At 71.3% G+C, this 2,115-nt stretch carries 3 protein-coding genes; 2 read left to right on the top strand and 1 reads right to left on the bottom strand.

Annotated features, from left to right (window positions below; all coding sequences use genetic code 11):
* Both G3I65_RS11900 and G3I65_RS11895 read left to right on the top strand, forming a co-directional pair.
* Positions 1-293, top strand: a 293-nt coding sequence (locus G3I65_RS11900; RefSeq protein ID WP_203612358.1) for a helix-turn-helix domain-containing protein, incomplete at its 5' end; no start/stop codon positions are given.
* A 30-nt stretch (positions 294-323) separates the two neighbouring features.
* Positions 324-773, top strand: coding sequence for an HIT family protein (locus G3I65_RS11895; protein ID WP_160696154.1), 450 nt, complete (start codon positions 324-326; stop codon positions 771-773).
* A gap of 154 nt (positions 774-927) precedes the next feature.
* On the opposite strand, the gene G3I65_RS11890 is transcribed toward G3I65_RS11895, so the two are convergent.
* On the bottom strand, positions 928-2,115 hold a 1,188-nt coding region (locus G3I65_RS11890; RefSeq protein WP_160696153.1), incomplete at its 5' end, for an FAD-dependent monooxygenase.

Below are 2,115 nucleotides of genomic sequence, written 5' to 3'. Positions count from 1 at the left end.
CCGCCCAGCCGGTGCTCGCCGACCTGCTCACGACGTCGTCGCTCGGCGCACTGGACCCGGCGAACCCGTTCCACCGCGAGCTGGCGGCGACGGCGCTGGCCTACCTCGACCACGGGCAGCGCCTGCGGACCACGGCGGAAGCCCTGCACCTGCACCCGAACACGGTCCGGTACCGCCTGGACCGGCTGGCGGAGCTGACCCCGTTGGCCCTGGCGGAAAACAGCGGCGGCCGGGTCCTCGACGCGGTGCGCTCGTGGTGGGCACTGCACCACTGGCTGGGCGACGCGGGCTGAGCGCCGGCCGTCACCCGCTAGGGTCACGCCATGGCTGAACTCAAGCGCCTGCCGGCGACCACCGATGGCGGCGAATGCATCTTCTGCGCCATCGCCACCGGCCGCGCCCCGGCGGCGTTCGTGCACGAGGACGACGACTTCGTCGCGGTGGTCGACCTGCGCCCGGTCACCACCGGCCACCTGCTCGTCCTCCCCCGCGCGCACCACGCGGACCTGGCCTCACTGCCGGCCGAGACGGGCGGCCGCCTGTTCGCCGTCGCCCAGACGCTGGCCGCGGCCCTGCGCCGCACCGACCTGCCGTGCGAAGGCATCAACCTCTACCTCGCCGACGGCAAGGCCGCCGGCCAGGAGATCCCCCACGTCCACCTGCACGTGATCCCCCGCCACGCCGGCGACGGCTTCGTCATGAACGCCGACTGGCGGGTGCGGTCGCGGGAGGAGCTGACCGAGGTCGCGGCCAAGGTCAAGGCCGCGCTCTAGGACTTGCGCAGCTTGTCCGGGTGGTGCCCGGCGGTCTTCCCGGACTTCTCGCTCTTGACGAGGTACCCGGCGTCGCGGGGATGTCGTGAAAGGGTCATTCATGTCGTCTGGCGAGGTGAATGACTCTTTCATGACATCGCGGATCGGCCGCGCTCTAGGCCCGGTCCGCCGAAGACGTGAACTCCTTCAGCACCAACGCGTTCGCCGCCTCGCGGATCGGGCGGGCCATCTGCTCCAAAACTCGGTTGCGGCCCGGCAGGTACGGCATCAGCTTGATCATCCGGGTGTTGAACCACGCGAACGCGCGCGACTGCGGGATGATCCCGCGCAACGCCGTCTTCGCCAGCGCCTGGTTCTTCTCGATGAACGGCCGCATTTCCGCCTCATAGCGGGAAAGCGCGGCCGCGAAGTCGTCCGAAGAAGCCAGCTCGCCGGCCAGGACGTACGCGCCCGCCAGTGCCAGGCTCGTGCCCTGGCCCGACGCCGGGGACGCGCAGTAGCCCGCGTCGCCGAGCAGGGTCACGCGGCCGGTCGACAGGTGGTCCATGACGATCTGGCACACCGGGTCGAAGTAGAAGTCGCCCGCCTCGCGCATCGCGGCCAGCAGCGCTGAAACCTCCCAGCCCAGGCCCGCGAACTGGCCGGCCACCAGGTCCTTCTGGCCCTCGACGTCGCGCCGGTCGTAGGTCAGCGGCGGCGCGCTGAACCAGAACGCGGCCTTGGCGTCGTCGGCGCGGGCCGTGCTGTAGACGTTGACCATCTTGCCGGGCGCCGCCGAGTGCAGCAGTTCCCAGCGGTCGAGCTCGAACGTGTTGGGCACCGTCGAGATCGAGATGTAGGCGTCGAACCGGCGCAGGAAGTCCTCCTCCGGGCCGAACGCGAGCGCGCGGACGCCGGAGTGCAGGCCGTCGGCGCCGACGACCAGGTCGAACCGGCGTGGCGCGCCGTGGGCGAACGTCACCTCGACGCCGTCGGGGCCTTGGTCGAGGCCGGTGATCCAGTCGCCGAAGACGTACTCGGTGTGCTCGCGGGTGACGTCGTAGAGGATCTTCGCGAGGTCGCCGCGGAGAATCTCGGTGTCGTCGCCGTGGCGGAAGCCGAACGTGTCGGCGTCGAGGGTCGCGACCTGCTTGCCTCGCTTGTCCACGAACGCCGCACCCCGCATGTCGGTGCTCGCCGCGTGCACCTGCTCCAGCAGCCCCATCCGGCGGACGACGTCGACGGCGACGCCGCGGATGTCGACCTTGTAGCCGCCTTCGCGCAGGCTCGGGGCCCGCTCGACGACGGTGGCGCGGAAGCCGTGGCGGTGCAGCCAGAAGGCGAGGGCGGGGCCGGCGACGCT

Source organism: Amycolatopsis sp. SID8362, assembly GCF_010550475.1.
Lineage (GTDB): Bacteria > Actinomycetota > Actinomycetes > Mycobacteriales > Pseudonocardiaceae > Amycolatopsis > Amycolatopsis eburnea.
Note: the sequence above shows the minus strand (reverse complement) of the source record. Positions and strands in the feature narration are given on the sequence as shown.